The organism is Streptomyces sp. CNZ301, from assembly GCF_004217425.1.
In genome coordinates this window covers 3,603,825-3,617,551 of record NZ_SHLG01000001.1, presented here as the reverse complement: position 1 = coordinate 3,617,551, position 13,727 = coordinate 3,603,825, and the positions used below count along the sequence as shown (strand labels likewise).

The window sequence follows — 13,727 nt, the reverse complement described above, 5'->3', positions numbered from 1 at the left end:
AGCAACCCTGTTGAGAGGAGAGTTCTCCATGCGCCGAGAGCCGAGCACGATCCCGACGATGGTCTTCGACTGGGGATCGATCAAGTGGCACGTGACGCCGGACGCCGTTCCGGGTGCGTCATCGACTCTGGGAGAGGTCGTCATCAATCCCAACAAGGGCCATGACCGGCACGAGCACCCGGACGCCGACGAGATCCTCTACGTCATCGAGGGCGAGGGGAGGCAGACGGTCGGCGACGACCCCGAGTTCACGGTGCGTACGGGCGACGCCGTCTGGATCCCGAAGGGGACGCCGCACTCCACGTTCAACACCGGCTGGCGCCCGCTGCGGCTGGTGGCGACGTACACGCCGGGCGGTGCCGAGAACGCTCTGCGCGGGTTGCCCGGCTTCGTCGAGCTGGCGCCGGGGGAGGCGCCCACGTGGGCGGTGGCGTCCCGTGAGTGAGCACAAGTCCCACCGCGGGCGGCCACGCGGCACCCGTGGCCGAGCGGTGGTCGCCGTCCGGCGACGAAGGTGACGGGGCGATCGGTGATACCGCTGCAGGGGACGCGCGCGGGCCGGTGCCCTCGGTGACCGCGGCACCCTGCGGGCCGGCCGCCGGTGCTCAGCTCCCGTCCTCGGGACCTGCCTGGTCGACGGACATCTCGCCGAGCTCCGACCAGTCGTCCTGGTCGATGTTCGCGTTGATGATCAGGGGAGTCCCGGCGAGATGCGGAGGCAGTTCGCGCCGCGCGGTCTTGAAGTGCTCGGAACCGACGTGCGCGGCGCCGGCTTCGTCGTCACGGAAGGCCTCGACCAGGACGTACTCCGTCGGGTCGTCGATGCTGCGGGACCAGTCGAACCACATGCAGCCCGGTTCCGCACGCGTCGCCTCGGTGAAGTCGCGCGCGATGTCGGGCCAGCGGTCCGCGTGCTCGGGCAGTACCCGGAACTTCGCCGTGATGAAGATCATGCTGCTCTCTCTCCCCGGCCCGCAGGTTGCCTGTGGGGCGCTGCATGGGGACCGGTGCCGGCAGTCGGTGAACTGAAAGCGGTCCCTCGGTCGGTCAACCGCACGGGCCAACATACATAGTTGGTGTGCGGCGGCGAACCTGGCGGGCCGGGAGTCGCCGCGTTCCGAGACCGACGGCTCCACCTCGTCCGACCCACAAGCACCGAGGAGACCAAGTGACCTCCGACGGCAATCCCGACCGCCGGGAGCGGTACGCGATGGCGCTGTACGCGACGCTCGGGTTCTCCGCCGAGCGTCACCCCTGGACGACCCTGGCCCCTGCCCGGCGCGAGGTCTGGTACCGGCGGGCCGACGCTGCCATCGCCCTGGCGGACGAGGAGATCGCGGAAGCGGTGCGCGCTTCGGAGTGAGCCTCCCCCGGCGTGCCGCGGGCCCGCAGCGTCGGCCTGGACGCTTTCCGCGCGGAGTCCGGAGCCGGCCACGGTGCAGCAGCGGCTCCGAGCGTGCATGGAGCGCCAAGTCACGTCGCCGCCACGCACGTTGGGGGAGGGGCGGCTCCCACGCGGACCGGACCGCGTATGTGAGGCCCGCTGCCGGACTTCGCGCGAGGGGCCCTCTGTGCCGGCTGCCAGGGTCCGCAGGTTGTGACCGCCTCCACGACATGGCTCCCGTCCGCCGGCGGCAGCGGCGTCGGCAGGTTCCGGGAGGGCTTTGTCAGATCGGTATGAAGCCCCCGGCGCGGTCTCACGCGCACCGTTAATGTCCGTTATCGTTCGCGCGTTTCGAAAATCGTGCGGGGCGCGTTTCGAAGACCGTGTGGAGAGGGAGACAGATGCGTTCCACCGTGCCGTCGGGGCGGGCAGCCGGGACTGCGCTGGTCATTCTCGGTCTGGTCGCGACGCTGCTCTCGCTGCTGGTACCCGTCTACTTCTTCGACGGCAACCGTTCCGCCGCTCTCTCCAGATCCGGCTGGCACGACGACGGCAAGGGGACCTGGAAGACCGAGTACGGGCCACTCACCTCGCTCGACCGTGACTTCATGCGCAACGTGCGCGCCGCGGTTCTGTGGGAACTGCCTGCCGGCCGTGCCGCACGGGAGCGGAGCGCGGAGCGGTCGGTACGGCTCGTGGGAGACCATGTCGTCGACGGGGACGCCGAGTTGGACAAGCGGGTCATCCAGGTGGCCCGCACGCTGCGCGTGACGCTGCCGAACCGGTCGACGGCCTCCCAGCAGAAGTACCTGGAGGACATCGAGAAGGCCAGGGGCAAGGAGTTCGAGCGCGTCCTCGTCAACCGTATGCGCAAGCAGGACGGCACGACCTTGAACCTGCTGAGCCTGGTACGCGACCAGACCCGCAACTCGATGGTGCGCTCGCTGGCGACCAGGGCCAACACCATCGTCCTCGACCACATCGCCGTCGAGGAGGAGACCGGGCTGGTGGATTACGACGCGCTGGCGCAAGTGAAGTGAAAGGCGTCTCCGGGGCGACGTCCGGCACCGGCCCCGTCGACGCGGTTGCCGTGGATCCGCTCTTCACGCCTTTCCCGGAGCGGCGTGTGGACGGGCAGCAGCCGCCGGCCGCGGCTCGGGCTAGCGTGAGGGTGTGACGCTGTTCATCTCCCCGGACGGACCGGGCCTCCTCGAACTGGCCCGGCAGGCGATGTCCTCCACGCAGCGCGGGTACGACCTGCTCGCGCCGAAGTTCCGCAGCACGCCGTTCCGGACCCCGGACGAGGTGCTGGACGCCACCGCTCGCGCGCTGCGTCCGCTCGGGCCGTTCGAGGCGGGGCTCGACCTCTGCTGCGGCACCGGGCTCGGCGTGGACCGGGTGCTGCGGCGGGTGTGCACCGGCTCCGTCACCGGTGTCGACTTCAGCGAGGGCATGCTCGCCGAGGCCCGCCGGACGGTACCAGGCGCGGAGTGGGTGCGCGCCGACGCACGCGCGCTGCCGGCCCGCGACGCCTTCGGACTGGTGGTCAGTTTCGGGGCGTTCGGCCACTTCTACCCGAGTGAGCGGCCCACGCTGTTCGCGCAGGTCCACGCCGCGCTGCGCCCCGGCGGCCTGTTCGCCTTCCCCGTCGCGGCGCCGCCGCGTGTGGGGTCGGGCCAGTACTGGGCGCTGTGGGGGTTCGACGCCGCGATGCGGGTGCGCAACGCGCTCTGGCACCCCCGTTTCGTCATGTACTACCGGAGGTTCCGCCTCCCCGAGGTGCGTCGCGATCTGACCGACGCGGGCTTCACGGTCACGACCCTCGCCCTGGAGGCTCTCGGCCGTCGGCCGGACGGCAGCCCTCGCTGCCGCCTGGTCCTTGCCCGGCGCGGGGACTGAGATCGGTCTTCGGCCCTCGGTGGCCGGGTGGGCTTCGAGGAGCCGTCTGCCGTACTTTCGTGCCCGCCTGTGCATGGAAGATCAGTCGTCGGCAAGAAGCGGGCCACGCCGTTCGTACGCCCGGGCGTGCCGAACGCGAGGCCACCCTGGTTCGGAACCGTGAGCCAGGGTGGCCGCACACGTCGCGAGCGCTGTACGCGTCGCGAGCGCCGCGCACGTCGCGAGCGCAGCTCGTGTGCCGGGCCAGTGCCTCTCCGCTCTGCCGGTGGTCAGGAGCCGGCCGGGATCCGGCCCTTGGTGATGAACCACTCGCGGGTCACGGGCGGGAAGTTGATCTGTTTCGACGGACGGTTGCCGATGATCACGAACGGCAGTTGCACGTAGAGGGAGCTTTCCAGGGTCAGGCCCCCGTTCAGCTGCCACTCGCCGTTTCCCTGACCGTCGGTCTCGGGGAGCTGTTCCGAGTACTGGGCGGTCGCCCGCAGGTACGGGCCGAAGAACGCGGTCACGCCCACCGTGTCGTACAGGCCGACGTTCGCTTCGGGGCCGAGCATCGTGCGCAGCTCACCCTGCCCGGAGACTTCCGCCCTGCCACCCGGAAGGGTCGTGCCGTCGGCGTCGGCGTCCGACTCCCAGCCCGTCGCCTTGGAGTACTCCGTGCCGACCTTCACCGTTCCGCTGACGTCCTTCTGGACGTCCACCTGTATCCGGCCGTTCCCTTGCACCTTCAGTACCAGCGTCAGCTTCACGGAGACGACGACCGGCACAGGACCGACCATGATCACGGGATGTGCGGTGACCTCGGCGAGGGGGATGCGGCGTGCGAACCCGGATTCGGCGACAGTGCCCTTGACGTGCCAGCCGGCCTTGTACGCTCCTCCGACTCCGAGGGAGGCGGTCGCGTCGCGGGGATCGGCCGAGCCGTGCCCGTCGTAGGAGAAGTCCACCTTCGGCGCCATGTCGAGGTAGCCGTCCACTTCGGTCGGCTGTTCCTGCCCCGCCTCGTCGCCGCCGGGCAGTCCGGTGCCGAAGTCGAGATGCAGGTTCTCGCCGTCGGCCCCGCGCCCGGCTTTCGCCGCGCCCCGGGCCACGTCGAGTTCCTTGACCAGCGGGTCGATCTTCCACTCCGAGGGCGAGACCGGGATCTTCCCGTCGGCCTTCGCACCGCCGAAGACCTCCGTGAGGCTGGCCCGAGAGGTGAGGATCTCGGCCTTCCCGCCGTCCTCGGCCTTCACGTCATCGACCTTGACCAGCGCGCCCTCGGGGGCCGCCTTGGTGGGTGGGCTGGCGATCACATCGCCTTTGCGGACGTCGATGCCGCCGTCCTCTCCGGCCCGGTCACTCCGGCCGAGAACGGCCCGGCCGGCCTCGGCGTCGTAGGAGGAGAGCTTGACGTCCGTGTCCTTCAGAGTGTTGGGCCCGCGTCTGTCCGAGGGGCGGCTGATCCTCGCGGATTCGGAGCGGCCCTGCTTGACGGAGAGTTCGGCGCCGCGTCTTCGGCCGTCGTCCGCGGAGGGACCGTCCGGCCCGGCGGCTTCGCCGGCCGGCTTCGTCGTGGTGCCGAACGCGTGGGGCATCGCGGTGCCCGCGATCAGCAGGCCGGATATGCAGGCCACGGTGATCATGGCGCGGCTGGTAACACGCTTCACGTGGAACCTCTTCGCTCGCGCGGGCACGGGGCCCGTGGGGGGATTGGATCGGAGAACCTACTACTGAGTCGTCCGGGGCCGAAGTTTCTTGTGCAACACGGCTAATGGGCCGTGGCGCGTGCTCTGTGCGTGCCGTGCGCGCGACGACTCGGCTCCACCGCGTGGGGTGTCCGGCGCCGAGGAGCACGGGTTCGACGCGAGTGCTCAGTGCGCAGGCGACGCGCAGGGGGCAGGCAGGCTGTGGAAGGCCTCGCCCACCGGCGGCCCGTAGCCCGCGTCCAGTGCGCTTGTTCATATCCGCCGAACCGCCGGCGAAGGCGGGGCATATGACATTTCACTGTCTCTCCGCCGAATGGTTTCAATCTTATTTCGAAGGGTTCTTGAAGTAATTCGCCGTCCGGGATGTTCTGCCATGGGTGAAGTGCGGTCCGCTGCCCGTCACTTGACCGGAAACCGTACGGACCTGTGTTTCGATACGGCCCTTCCGCGGGTGATCGAGGGTGTTAACTGTCCGGCCAGGAAGGCCCGTTGAGCTCGTCTTCCGACAGCAGGGGGACGAGCGGGCATGACCTGAAAACACCGAACAATTCAGACGGAGTATGCAATGGCAGTTGAAGGTGGAAGCAGCGGGACGCTTTCATCGGGCACGGGCACGGGCGCCGTCACAGTCAGAACAGCGGTACCGGCGCGCTTGGACAGGCTGCCCTGGTCGCGCTGGCACTGGATGATCGTGATCGGCCTCGGGACGGTCTGGATCCTCGACGGGATGGAGGTCACCCTCGTCGGCAACATCGCGGGGCGGCTGTCTGAGTCCGGGAGCGGACTCGACATCACCTCGGCGCAGGTCACGGGACTGGCGGCCGCCCTGTACGTGGCGGGGGCGTGTCTCGGCGCGCTGTACTTCGGGTGGCTGACCGACCGTTTCGGACGCAAGAAGCTCTTCCTGATCACGCTCGCCGTCTATCTGGCGGCGACGGCCCTGACGGCGCTGTCGTTCGACAGCTGGTGGTTCTTCCTGTGCCGTTTCATCACGGGATTCGGTATCGGGGGCGAGTACGCGGCCATCAACTCCGCGATCGACGAGCTCATTCCCTCGTACTACCGCGGCCGCGTCGACCTCGCGATCAACGGCAGCTTCTGGCTCGGAGCCGCGGCCGGGGCGATGCTCTCGATCCCCATGCTCGACACCGACATCTTCGCGAAGGACGTCGGCTGGCGCCTGACCTTCGCGTTCGGCGTCGTCCTCGGCCTGGTCATCCTGCTGGTGCGGAGAAACGTGCCGGAGAGTCCACGGTGGTTGTTCATCCACGGCCGCGGCGAGGAGGCCGAAGCCATCGTGCAGGACGCCGAGGCGCGCTGCATCGCCCAGTACGGCGAGGGCAGCCTGCCCGAGCCGGCCGGGGAGATGGTCATCAACCAGCGCGAGGCCGTCGGCTTCGGACTGATCGCGCGCACGGTCTTCTCCAAGTACCGCTCCCGCGCATTTCTGGGGCTTTCCCTCTTCGTCGGCCAGGCGTTTCTGTACAACGCCGTCACTTTCGGATTCGGCGCCATTCTCGCGGCCTTCTACGATGTGCCGCCCGGTTCCACGGGTTACTACTTCGTGGCCATCGCGATCGGCAATCTCCTCGGCCCGATTCTCCTCGGTCCGCTCTTCGACACGGTGGGGCGCCGAATAATGATCTCCGGCACCTATATCGGGTCCGGGGTGCTGCTGTTCGGCACCGCGGCCCTCTTCTCCGGTGGTCACCTGTCGGCGACGACGCTGACCGTCTGCTGGAGCGTCGTGCTGTTCTTCGCGTCCGCGGGCGCCAGTTCGGCCTACCTCACGGTCAGTGAGATCTTCCCGATGGAGACCCGGGCGATGGCCATCGCGTTCTTCTACGCGCTCGGCACGGCGGTCGGAGGCATCACCGGTCCGCTGATCTTCGCCGAGCTCACGGAGAACGGCGTCCTCGGCGACACGACCCTCGCCTTCCAGATCGGCGCGGGACTGATGTGCCTCGCCGGTGTGGTCGCGGCGTTCCTGGCGGTACCGGCGGAGCGGCGTTCCCTCGAGGACATCGCCGCGCCGCTCTCCGCGCGGGAGCCCTCGGCATCCTGATCCGGTCGGCCGTCCGGCTCGCCGGTACGTGCTGTGCCGGGACGCGTCACGGCGTCCTGGCCGGGACGTACCGGCGAGCCTTTCCGGGGGCGGAGATTCCGGGGTCTTCCCCGACCGCACCTCCGACTGCCTCTCCTCGCCTCCCCATCTCCTCCGCTCCCTTCCCGCCGGCCGCCGCCGTCTCGTCCGTCGTGCCCGCCGGAGCGCGCGGACACGACGAAGACCCCCGGTGCCGGAGCCGTGCGGGGCTTCCGGTCGCGGAGGTCTTCGTCGTTTTCCGGTGGTGCGGAGGGAGCGCGATCTCGCTACTCCGCGGGGCCCGCTTCTCCTTCGGGGTGCATCTCGCCACGGGCGACGATGACCCTGCTGATCAGGTGCTCGTAGACCAACGCCCCGATGACGCCGCCGATGAGCGGCCCGATGATGGGGATCCACCAGTAACTGCTGAACCAGTCGAAACTGCCCGGGAAGGCGATGGAACCCCACCCCTCGAAGAAGGTGAACAGGCGGGGGCCGAAGTCGCGCGCGGGGTTGATCGCGTAGCCCGCGTTCGTCCCGTAGGTCAGGCCGATCGCGACGACGACGAGACCGATGAGGAACGGGCCCATGTTCGACATCGGGGCCGTGTTGCGCATGTCGATGAGTGCGCAGACGAGCAGCAGCAGGAAACCGGTGCCGACGATCTGGTCGAGCAAGGGACCCCACCACGAATCACCGAAGTATTCGGCGGGGAACGTCGCGAAGATGGAGAAGGTCGGCAGTGACTTCTCGCGTCCGATGCCCTCCTTGGCGTTGAACGCGTCGATCGCCCAGTGGTACGTGGCGTACACCATCGCGGCGCCGATGAACGCGCCGACGAGCTGCGCACCCCAGTAGGGGAGCACCTTCTTCCAGGGGAAGTGGCCGCGCGCCGCGAAGCCGAGCGTCACGGCCGGATTGATGTGGGCGCCGCTGATGCCTCCTGCGACGTACACACCGAAGACGACGGCCAGACCCCATCCCCAGGAGATGATGAGCCAGTTCGCGGGGCCGAAGGCCCCGGCCTGCCGGCCCGAACCGGAGAGACCGACGACGGCGACGGCGACCGATCCGCAGCCGATCAGAAGGAGGACGAAGGTGCCGAGGAACTCGGCGAGGAGTTCGCCTCCCAGTCCGGTCCTGTAACCGCGGCGTCGACTGATCCTCGCGGCTTGCTCAGCCATCGGCTCTCCTTGGTCGTTCGGAACGGCCCTGCCTGCCCCTTTGCGAAACCGTAAGCAGGGGGGCTTGTGACGAGGCGAGGCTGAGCGCGCGTCACCCCGTATCTCAACCCGATGGCCTACGGGCGCGCCCTTGCATGCGTCCGATCAGGACTTTGGCCGGAATGAGGGCGAGCCAGACCCACTTGGCTGTTGAGGGGGAGGCGAAGGCGAGGGGAACCGTGACACCGAAGACGATGACGGTGCTGGCCAGGTCGAAGGAGTCGAGACGGCGGCGCCGGATCTCGGCGGTGTCGGTCGTGCGTCCGAGGCGCCGGTGTGAGCTGAGCAGCAGCGACAGATGGACGGCGTTCAACGTGGCGACGTTCAGGCCGTAGACGGCCACGGCCTGCGGCTGGCTGCTGTACTCGGCGAGCAGGGCGGTGGGGAAGGGGACCAGCGCGGTCAGTCCGAGTCCGAGCAGGGTCATTCCGGTGACCTTCGAGTCCACCTCCGGGAAGGCCGCCAGGATGCGGCGGTGGTCGAGCCAGAACTCGGCGATGACCGCGAAGCTCAGCGCGTACGCGGCGATGTGGGGAAGGGTCAGGCCCAGGGCCTCGCGGAAGCCCTCGGTGCTGAGCCCGCGCCGCACGGTGATGTCGAGCACCAGCAGCGTCATGGCGATGGAGAAGACGTTGTCCGAGAGGTTCTCCAGGCGTTCCAGTCCTCCGCGTTCCCGGCCGGCGGCCGCTTCGTGATCCACGCCGGGGATGTTAGGGGCTGTTGGTATGGGGGGATTCGTCCCGCGCCAGTGCCCGGCGAATCGCACGCGAGTGCTGTGCTGCCGCCTGCGGGCGCGCGGCGGAGGACTGGAGCGGTGGAGGCGACTGCCCCGCTTATGAAGCGGGGCAGTCGGGCGCTCGCCAGGTGAGTTGACGCAGGGTCCGCGTACTCTGACATCCGGGAATTCCGTGGGGAGACGGGGGAACGGAGCGGAGGGGCGTACAGGTGGGGACCAACAGCACGAGAACCGGGGGACGCCGGCGGATGCCGCGGGAGGTGCGCGAGCGGCAGATGCTCGACGCGGCTGTCGTGGGTTTCGCGCGGCACGGCTATCAGGCTGCGTCGATGGACGACATCGCCGAGCAGGCGGGAGTCTCCAAACCGCTGGTCTATCTGTATCTGAAGTCGAAGGAAGACCTGTTCACGGCGTGCATACGGAGGGAGCGGGCCGCTCTCGTCGAGGCCGTGCGGGGCGTCACGGGCAGGGACGAGGTCCCCGGCGCCCGTGCCGAACAGCAGCTGTGGAACGGGCTGTGCGCCTTCTTCGCGCACACCGCGGCGCGGCCCGACGGCTGGTCGGTGCTGCACAGGGCCGACACCCAGGGCGAGCCGTTCGCCCGTGAAGTCGCCGCGATGCGGGCGGAGATCACCGAACTGGTGACGCTGCTGCTGGCCCGGGCCGCCGTCGACGCCGGCTGCGACGAGAAGTTCGCCGAGCGGGAAGTCTCCGGGCTCGCGCACGCCATGGTCGGCGCGGCCGAATCGCTGGCGGTGTGGGCCAACGCCCGTACGGACGCCGTCCCTTCACCGAAGGAGACCGCGGCCACGCTGATGAACTTCTGCTGGACGGGCCTGGAGCAAATGATCAAGGGCGTTCGCTGGTCACCTCACCGGTGAGGTGCAGCCGCTGCCGTTCCCCTTCGCCGCTGCGCAGCTCGAAGCGGTGCACGCGCACGGGAGCGCGGTAGCCGCCTGCCGAGGCCGTCGGTTCGTCGGCGTGGTGGGCGACGGTCGAGGGGAGCGGCACCGGCGCCTTGAACTCCGCGCGTGCGGTGAGCTGTTCGCAGCCCGCGGCGGCGCCCGTCGCGGCGAGTGAGCGGGCGAAGGTCCACATGCCGTGCGCGATGTGACGGGGGAAGCCGAAGAGCTTCGCGGTGAGCGGGTGCAGGTGGATCGGGTTGCGGTCGCCGGACGCACGCCCGTAGCGGCGTCCGAGGCCGGAGGGCAGGTCCCACTGCTCGCGCAGGGGCAGCGGCGCGGCCGCCGCTTCCGCCTCGTCGTCCCGGCGCCGGCCGCCCCGGCCGCCCCGCCCCTCGCCGGACGTGTCCGCGGTGCGGTGCCGGCACAGGTAGGTGCTGCGTGAATGCCACACCAGCTGACCGCCCAGCCGTGCCTCCGTCACCACGTCGAAGCTGCTGCCGCGGCGGTGCGGTGCCGGGCCCTCGGCGTGCACGGAGATCTCGGGGCGGTCCTCCGGGCGCAGCGCGCGGTGCTGGGTGAGTTCGATGCCGGTGTGGACGAGGCCGAGCATCGGGAAGGGGAAGTCGGGCCGCGCCATCAGCTGCATCGCGAGGGGGAAGCCGAGGATGTGCGGGTAGGTGGGCGGCACCAGGGAGGCGCCCGGTGCGCCGGGCCCCCCACCGGGCGGCCCCCCACCGGAAACCTCGCCGGGCCCCCCGTCCGGACGCTGCGCCGCCGGCCAGGTGTCGCCGTCGAACCCGCAGACGCGGGCGTACGCGCGCAGCCTCCCCGCGTCGATGCGCGCGTCCGGCAGCACCAGCCGCTCGCCGGGCAGCCGTGCCTGTTCGTACGGGCCGCGCTTCGAACGCGAGGCGAGGGCTCCCCGGGCGAGGACCAGGGGCAGCCGGGGCGGGGCGGAGAGACGGCGGACTGTCATGGTGCTCACGCCCCCAGCAGGCTCTGGCCGCAGACCCGGACGACCTGGCCGTTGACGGCGGAGGACGCGGGGTCCGCCAGCCACGCGGTGGTCTCGGCGACATCGACGGGGAGGCCGCCCTGGGAGTGGGAGTTCATGCGCCGGCCGGCCTCCCGGATGAAGAAGGGCACGGCGGCCGTCATCTTCGTCTCGATGAACCCGGGTGCCACGGCGTTGACGGTGACGCCGTGCTCCGCCGCGGCGCGCGGCGCGAGGGAGCGCACGAGACCGATGATTCCGGCCTTGCTCGCCGCGTAGTTGGTCTGGCCGACGTTGCCCGCGATGCCGGCGATCGAAGCGGTGGCCACGACGCGTCCCGTCCCGCGGCGCAGCGCGCCCGCCGCCAGCAGATGGTCGGTGGTGCGCAGCACGGAGGCCAGGTTGACCTCCATCACCTGGTCCCACCGCTCGGCCTTCATGTTGACGAGCCTGCGGTCGCGGGTGATGCCCGCGTTGTGCACGAGCACGTCCAGACCGCCGCCCGGCAGCGCCTCAGCGATGCGGGCGCCCGCGTCGTCGGCGGTGATGTCGAGCGGCAGGGCCGTGCCGCCCAGGGCCTCGGCGACGCGGTTCAAGTCGGCCTCCGCCTGGGGGACATCGAGGCAGACGACGTGCGCGCCGTCGCGTGCCAGCGTCGCCGCGACGGACTCCCCGATGCCCCGTGCGGAGCCGGTGACCAGGGCCGTGCGCCCTTCGAGGGGGCGGTGCCGGTCTGCCGGCGCGGTCTCCGCCGCGGCCCCGGCGGACGCGTGCTCGCCGATCTCGACGACCTGGCCGCTGACGTAGGCCGACTTGGGGGAGAGCAGGAAGCGGAGCGTCGACTCGGCGTCGGCCACCGTGGCTGACGGCGCGAGCCGGACCAGCTGCGCCGTGCGTCCGCCGCCGGTCTCCTTCGCCAGTGAGCGTACGAAGCCCTCCAGCGCCTGCTGCGCCGCGGCCTGGTGGTGGTCGCCGTCGTCGGGGCGCGCGGCGAGGACCACGATGCGGCCGCACGGAACGACGGACCGCAGGACCGGGTGGAGGCATTCGTGCACTCGTCGCAGTTCCGGTACGCCGCGTATGCCCGTAGCGTCGACGACGACGGCGGCATGGCGTTCGCCCGGTTCCGCGCCCCCGGTTTCCGTACGGACGGGGAGGCCGGTGCCGGCGAGCACCGCCGTGAGCTCCTTCGTGTGCGTGCCTGCGTCGTTCCCGCTGCCGCGGGGCGGCACGGGCGTCAGGTGCAGCACGGGGAAGGAGCCGTCGCCGAGCAGCGGTCGCTCCGCCGACCAGCGGTGCAGCGGTACCGGGCGGGGGAGGCCGAGACGGCGGGTGAGGAGACGGCCGGGCGTTGTGTTGGTCCAATGCAGATACCGGTCAGCCATTCCCCGAATCCTCCAGCTCGCGTAGATTTACTTCCGAGTAAGGTTACTTACAGGTCAGGAGTTTGGTCGAGGATGAGTCCCAGCGGCCTCACACATGCCGGCACCCCACGCCGCGTCGCAGTCATCGGCGGCAGCCGCATCCCCTTCGCGCGTTCGGACGGACCGTACGCGACCTGCTCGAACCAGGAAATGCTCTCGGCCGCTCTCGACGGGCTGATCGAGCGGTTCGGGCTGACCGGCGAGCGCCGGGTCGGGGAGTTCGTGGCCGGCGCCGTGCTCAAGCACAGCCGTGACTTCAACCTCGCGCGGGAGACCGTCCTCGGCTCCCGGCTGGACCCGCGCACGCCCGCCTACGACATCCAGCAGGCGTGCGGCACCGGACTGCAGGCGGTCATCGCCGTGGCCAACAAGATCGCCCTCGGCCAGACCGACGCGGGCATCGCGGGCGGCGCGGACACCGCCTCCGACGCCCCGCTCGGCGTCAACGACGAGCTGCGGCGCATCCTCCTCGCGACGCGCAGGGCCAAGTCGTTCAAGGCGCGGGCGAGGGAACTCGCCCGCGTGCGCCCGCGTCACCTCGTACCGGAGATCCCGCGCAACGCCGAGCCGCGCACCGGCCTGTCCATGGGGGAGCACGCAGCCCGCACCGCACGCGACTGGGGCATCACGCGGCACGACCAGGACGTGCTCGCCGCCGCCAGCCACCGCAACCTCGCCACCGCCTACGACAGCGGCTTCCTGCACGACCTCGTCGTCCCCTTCAGGGGCCTGGCACGGGACCAGAACCTGCGTCCCGGCACCTCCGTGCACAAACTCGGCGAGCTGAAGCCGGTCTTCGGCACCTCCGAACCGGACGCGACGATGACGCCCGGCAACTCCACACCGCTCACCGACGGCGCCGCGACGGTGCTGCTCGCCAGTGAGGAGTGGGCAGAGAGGCACGGTCTCGCGCCGCTGGCGTACCTCTCCGCCTACGAGACGGGAGCCGTCAGCTTCTACGACGAGGACGGCGGGCCCGGCGAGGACGGGCTGCTGATGGCGCCCGCATACGCCGTTCCCCGCATGCTGGAGCGCGCCGGCCTCGGCATCGAGGACTTCGAACTCTTCGAGATCCACGAGGCGTTCGCGTCGCAGGTGCTTGCGACCCTCGCCGCCTGGGAGAAGCGCGGGCTCGCGCCCCTGGACCGCGAACGCCTCAACGTCGCCGGCTCCTCGCTGGCCACCGGGCACCCCTTCGCCGCCACCGGCGCCCGCATCGTCGCCACCCTCGCCAAGCTCCTCGCGGAACGCGACGGCGCCGAGGCGGGGGCCCGGGGACTGATCTCCGTCTGCGCGGCGGGGGGCCAGGGGGTGACCGCCGTACTGGAGAGGGCCTGAGGTCCTCCCCCGAATCCTTCGGCGCCACCGGTCAACTGGTTCAACCGCATCGA

The 13,727-nt window shown here is 70.4% G+C and carries 13 protein-coding genes; 7 read left to right on the top strand and 6 right to left on the bottom strand.

The window, feature by feature from the left end:
- Window positions 1-28 precede the first annotated feature (28 nt).
- A complete protein-coding gene (locus tag EV375_RS15625; RefSeq protein ID WP_130299971.1) occupies window positions 29-445 on the top strand; it encodes a cupin domain-containing protein in 417 nt (138 codons plus the stop codon).
- 160 nt (window positions 446-605) lie between these two features.
- Here EV375_RS15625 and EV375_RS15620 read toward each other — a convergent pair whose 3' ends face one another.
- Window positions 606-953 (bottom strand): putative quinol monooxygenase, encoded by a 348-nt coding sequence (locus tag EV375_RS15620; protein WP_130299970.1) that lies wholly within the window; start codon window positions 951-953, stop codon window positions 606-608.
- Window positions 954-1,168: 215 nt separating this feature from the next.
- Between EV375_RS15620 and EV375_RS15615 the strand changes: the two genes are divergently transcribed.
- The 3 genes from EV375_RS15615 to EV375_RS15605 all read left to right on the top strand — a co-directional run bounded on the left by EV375_RS15615 (window position 1,169) and on the right by EV375_RS15605 (window position 3,283).
- Entirely contained in the window at window positions 1,169-1,363 is a 195-nt protein-coding gene (locus tag EV375_RS15615) for a hypothetical protein (protein ID WP_130299969.1), read from the top strand.
- Between the two features lie 422 nt (window positions 1,364-1,785).
- Window positions 1,786-2,424 carry a DUF4142 domain-containing protein gene (locus tag EV375_RS15610; RefSeq protein ID WP_130299968.1) on the top strand — a complete coding sequence of 213 codons (639 nt, stop codon included), beginning with the start codon at window positions 1,786-1,788 and terminating at the stop codon, window positions 2,422-2,424.
- A 190-nt stretch (window positions 2,425-2,614) separates the two neighbouring features.
- The gene (locus EV375_RS15605) at window positions 2,615-3,283 is read left to right on the top strand and encodes a class I SAM-dependent methyltransferase (RefSeq protein ID WP_130301876.1); all 669 of its coding nucleotides are present in this window, start codon (window positions 2,615-2,617) and stop codon (window positions 3,281-3,283) included.
- 269 nt (window positions 3,284-3,552) lie between these two features.
- Here the strand turns inward: EV375_RS15605 and EV375_RS15600 are convergent, their stop codons facing one another.
- A complete protein-coding gene (locus EV375_RS15600) occupies window positions 3,553-4,932 on the bottom strand; it encodes a hypothetical protein (RefSeq protein WP_130299967.1) in 1,380 nt (459 codons plus the stop codon).
- Between the two features lie 604 nt (window positions 4,933-5,536).
- Here EV375_RS15600 and EV375_RS15595 point away from each other — a divergent pair.
- Window positions 5,537-7,036 carry an MFS transporter gene (locus EV375_RS15595; RefSeq protein WP_130299966.1) on the top strand — a complete coding sequence of 500 codons (1,500 nt, stop codon included), beginning with the start codon at window positions 5,537-5,539 and terminating at the stop codon, window positions 7,034-7,036.
- A gap of 305 nt (window positions 7,037-7,341) precedes the next feature.
- Here the strand turns inward: EV375_RS15595 and EV375_RS15590 are convergent, their stop codons facing one another.
- Window positions 7,342-8,238: an MIP/aquaporin family protein gene (locus EV375_RS15590; RefSeq protein ID WP_130299965.1), complete on the bottom strand. Its 897-nt coding sequence runs from the start codon at window positions 8,236-8,238 to the stop codon at window positions 7,342-7,344.
- Window positions 8,239-8,341: 103 nt separating this feature from the next.
- Window positions 8,342-8,977, bottom strand: a complete 636-nt coding sequence (locus EV375_RS15585; protein ID WP_486588497.1) for a TMEM175 family protein — start codon at window positions 8,975-8,977, stop codon at window positions 8,342-8,344.
- A gap of 284 nt (window positions 8,978-9,261) precedes the next feature.
- Here EV375_RS15585 and EV375_RS15580 point away from each other — a divergent pair, with 284 nt between their 5' ends.
- The gene (locus EV375_RS15580) at window positions 9,262-9,894 is read left to right on the top strand and encodes a TetR/AcrR family transcriptional regulator (RefSeq protein ID WP_130301873.1); all 633 of its coding nucleotides are present in this window, start codon (window positions 9,262-9,264) and stop codon (window positions 9,892-9,894) included.
- Here EV375_RS15580 and EV375_RS15575 read toward each other — a convergent pair.
- Together EV375_RS15575 and EV375_RS15570 are read right to left on the bottom strand one after the other, a co-directional pair.
- Window positions 9,863-10,894, bottom strand: coding sequence for a MaoC/PaaZ C-terminal domain-containing protein (locus EV375_RS15575; protein WP_130301874.1), 1,032 nt, complete (start codon window positions 10,892-10,894; stop codon window positions 9,863-9,865). The genes EV375_RS15580 and EV375_RS15575 overlap by 32 nt on opposite strands.
- A gap of 5 nt (window positions 10,895-10,899) precedes the next feature.
- Complete coding sequence (locus EV375_RS15570) at window positions 10,900-12,297, bottom strand: 3-oxoacyl-ACP reductase (RefSeq protein WP_130299964.1); 1,398 nt, start codon at window positions 12,295-12,297, stop codon at window positions 10,900-10,902.
- Between the two features lie 72 nt (window positions 12,298-12,369).
- Between EV375_RS15570 and EV375_RS15565 the strand changes: the two genes are divergently transcribed.
- Window positions 12,370-13,674, top strand: a complete 1,305-nt coding sequence (locus tag EV375_RS15565; protein ID WP_130299963.1) for an acetyl-CoA C-acetyltransferase — start codon at window positions 12,370-12,372, stop codon at window positions 13,672-13,674.
- Window positions 13,675-13,727: the final 53 nt, after the last annotated feature.

Coding starts and splice junctions, on each gene's coding strand:
- EV375_RS15595 (WP_130299966.1), top strand. CDS start 5,537: ATGGCAGTTGAAGGTGGAAGCAGCGGGACGCTTTCATCGGGCACGGGC.
- EV375_RS15605 (WP_130301876.1), top strand. CDS start 2,615: ATGTCCTCCACGCAGCGCGGGTACGACCTGCTCGCGCCGAAGTTCCGC.
- EV375_RS15625 (WP_130299971.1), top strand. CDS start 29: ATGCGCCGAGAGCCGAGCACGATCCCGACGATGGTCTTCGACTGGGGA.
- EV375_RS15565 (WP_130299963.1), top strand. CDS start 12,370: ATGAGTCCCAGCGGCCTCACACATGCCGGCACCCCACGCCGCGTCGCA.
- EV375_RS15590 (WP_130299965.1), bottom strand. CDS start 8,238: ATGGCTGAGCAAGCCGCGAGGATCAGTCGACGCCGCGGTTACAGGACC.
- EV375_RS15580 (WP_130301873.1), top strand. CDS start 9,262: ATGCCGCGGGAGGTGCGCGAGCGGCAGATGCTCGACGCGGCTGTCGTG.
- EV375_RS15570 (WP_130299964.1), bottom strand. CDS start 12,297: ATGGCTGACCGGTATCTGCATTGGACCAACACAACGCCCGGCCGTCTC.
- EV375_RS15620 (WP_130299970.1), bottom strand. CDS start 953: ATGATCTTCATCACGGCGAAGTTCCGGGTACTGCCCGAGCACGCGGAC.
- EV375_RS15610 (WP_130299968.1), top strand. CDS start 1,786: ATGCGTTCCACCGTGCCGTCGGGGCGGGCAGCCGGGACTGCGCTGGTC.
- EV375_RS15575 (WP_130301874.1), bottom strand. CDS start 10,894: ATGACAGTCCGCCGTCTCTCCGCCCCGCCCCGGCTGCCCCTGGTCCTC.